Source organism: Bacillus sp. 05T21, from assembly GCF_056396785.1.
In genome coordinates this window covers 1-2,843 of record NZ_JBFTMD010000074.1, presented here as the reverse complement: position 1 = coordinate 2,843, position 2,843 = coordinate 1, and the positions used below count along the sequence as shown (strand labels likewise).

2 protein-coding genes and 3 pseudogenes are annotated in these 2,843 nt (G+C 38.9%); 3 read left to right on the top strand and 2 right to left on the bottom strand.

The features are described from left to right. Window positions 1-297, top strand: a 297-nt coding sequence (locus tag AC1DKZ_RS32670) for a GNAT family N-acetyltransferase (protein WP_476997958.1), incomplete at its 5' end; no start/stop codon positions are given. Between the two features lie 71 nt (window positions 298-368). On the opposite strand, the pseudogene AC1DKZ_RS32665 reads toward AC1DKZ_RS32670, so the two are convergent. After that, window positions 369-929, bottom strand: a pseudogene (locus AC1DKZ_RS32665) (transposase). A 47-nt stretch (window positions 930-976) separates the two neighbouring features. Here AC1DKZ_RS32665 and megL point away from each other — a divergent pair. Then, window positions 977-2,001, top strand: a pseudogene (gene megL / locus AC1DKZ_RS32660) (methionine gamma-lyase); the annotation flags it as partial. Between the two features lie 59 nt (window positions 2,002-2,060). On the opposite strand, the gene AC1DKZ_RS32655 reads toward megL, so the two are convergent. Beyond that, entirely contained in the window at window positions 2,061-2,540 is a 480-nt protein-coding gene (locus AC1DKZ_RS32655) for a GAF domain-containing protein (protein WP_476997957.1), read from the bottom strand. Between the two features lie 156 nt (window positions 2,541-2,696). On the opposite strand from AC1DKZ_RS32655, the pseudogene AC1DKZ_RS32650 reads away from it, so the two are divergent. Continuing rightward, window positions 2,697-2,843 (top strand): annotated as a pseudogene (locus AC1DKZ_RS32650) (transposase); the annotation flags it as partial.

The window sequence follows — 2,843 nt, the reverse complement described above, 5'->3', positions numbered from 1 at the left end:
CTTAATATGCTTACCAAACATTATCGAGCTGAAGTTGGATATGAATTAAGCAAAGATTACTGGGGAAAAGGGATAGCTAGTGAAGCATTGGAGGCCGTTGTTAAGTATGGCTATCATCACTTTCAGTTAGAAAGAATTGAAGCTTTAATTGAACCTGCGAATCTCCCATCACAAAAACTAGTAGAAAAGCAAGGCTTTAGAAGAGAGGGGTTGCTGAGACATTATGAATTTACTTGTGGTAAATTCGATGATTTATATATGTATTCAACCATAAGAGAAGATCTTAATATTATTTAAAGTATAGTTTGGGTAAAAGAGTTTTTTAATAAGGTCAATTATGGGTTTAAAATAAAGTTCTTAGAACCTGTCTAGAATCTTTTTAGTAAAATCGCCACACCTGCCAATAAGYAACTCTGTCTACTATTTTCAAGTGTTCGTTCACAGTTCTTCCACAGTCTGCGGTAATTTTCCAACCAAGCAAAAGTTCGTTCCACAATCCAGCGTTTCGGTAACACAACAAACTTGTGAAGTTCAGAGCGTTTAATGACTTCAACCGTGTTACCTGAATTGCATGAATGAGACCGTTGGTATCTACAGCGATATGTCGTTTGATTCCTGACACTTTCTTTCCGGCATCGTAGCCTTTTTCACCAGCCGTCCATGTGTTTTTCACGCTTTGTGCATCTACGATGCAGAAACTCGTCTACTTTCCGCCAAATTTGATAGTAGGCATACACGGTTTTCCAGTTTGGAAAGTCACTTGGCAGATTACGCCATTGGCAGCCTGTTGCGAGCAGGTACAGTACACCGCAGAATACTTCGTACAAATCGACTGTGCGGGGGCGCGTCCTTTTCCGTGCGTTTTCTAAATCCTCTCGAATCAGTTCAAACTGTTCACGGGATATATTACTTGTATAATTGTGTATCATAGGAATCATCCTTTTTACATAGATTATACCCCAGATTTTAGACAGGTTCTTATATTTACTCAAGGCTTGGAAATCCGACTGTAAAATTATTTGAAGAACGTATGGCTGTGTTAGAAGGAGGAGAAGAAGCACTTGCCTTCGGGTCTGGTATGGCAGCTATTTCAGCAACTTTAATTGGTTTTTTAAAGGCTGGAGATCATATTATTTGTTCAAATGGATTATATGGGTGCACGTACGGCTTTTTAGAAGTGTTAGAAGAAAAATTTATGATTACGCATTCGTTTTGTGATATGGAAACAGAGACTGATATTGAAAAGAAAATTCGTCCGAATACAAAGCTCTTTTTCGTTGAAACGCCAATTAATCCAACGATGAAATTAATTGATTTAAAACAAGTTATCGGGGTTGCGAAGCGAAATGGCCTACTCGTCATTGTTGATAATACGTTTTGTTCACCTTATTTACAAAGACCGCTTGAGCTTGGTTGTGACGCTGTTGTGCATAGTGCGACAAAATATATTGGTGGCCATGGTGATGTTGTAGCGGGTGTAACAATTTGTAAAACGAAAGTGTTAGCTGAAAAATTCGTCCGATGCGAAAAGATATCGGCGGTATTATGGCGCCGTTTGATGCGTGGTTATTATTACGCGGATTAAAGACGTTAGCAGCAAGAATGGATCGTCATTGTGATAATGCAGAAAAAATTGTATCGTTCCTAAAAAATCATGATGTAGTAGAAGGGGTTTGGTACCCAGAAGGGGAGTTAGCATCTCGCCAAATGAAACGGGGCGGTGGCGTTATTTCTTTTTCTGTCAAAGGCGGGAAAGAGGAAACACAAGCGTTTATCAATGACCTTCACTTTATTACGATCGCGGTAAGTTTAGGTGATACAGAAACGTTAATTCAGCATCCAGCAACAATGACGCATGCTGCGATTCCGGCAGAACTAAGAAAAGAAATGGGTATTTTCGATAATTTAATACGTTTATCTGTCGGTTTAGAATCGTGGGGGGATATCGTTTCTGATCTAGAGCAAGCGTTAAAGAAAATATCTACTGTTAGTAATCAATAAAAAAGAGTGAGCTATCGGTTTCGTACATTACGTACTTAATCGATAACTCACTCTTTTTCTTATATATGTTTTAACAGTGTTTCCACAAACTTTTCTAAATAGTGCTGATCTACTTCATCGAAACGATTTTTTTCAGGACTATCAATGTCAAGTACACCAATGACATTTTCGTCTTTTATAATCGGTACAACGATTTCCGAATTAGAGGCACTATCGCAAGCGACATGTCCTGGGAATTGGTGAACGTCCGCTACAAGTTGCGTTGTTTTCGTTTCAGCTGCTACGCCGCAAACACCGCGTCCGAATGGAATACGTACGCAAGCTGGCATTCCTTGGAATGGCCCAAGAACAAGCTGATTTCCTTCTGTTACATAAAAGCCAACCCAATTAACGCGATCTAAAAATTGGTTTAATAATGCGGACGCATTTGATAAGTTTGCGACTACGTTTAATTCGCCAGTTAATAATGCATCCAGTTGTTTAATTACTGTCTCATACTGCTTTTCACGAGAACCTGCATAACTTTCTTTTGTAAACATGGAAACAACTCCCTTTTTATCGAGATGTGTAAAATATTAGCAAAATACGATGTATTTCACATGATTTTGTCGATAGAAGATTAAAGGAATTTGTCTTAAAAGTCAAGAAATTTAAACTATAGCTGTTCAGTGAGAGGAAGTGAGCGCATAAAGCAGACGAGTTTCTGCATCGTAGATGCACAAAGCGTGAAAAACACATGGACGGCTGGTGAAAAAGGCTACGATGCCGGAAAGAAAGTGTCAGGAATCAAACGACATATCGCTGTAGATACCAACGGTCTCATTCATGCAATTCAGGTAACA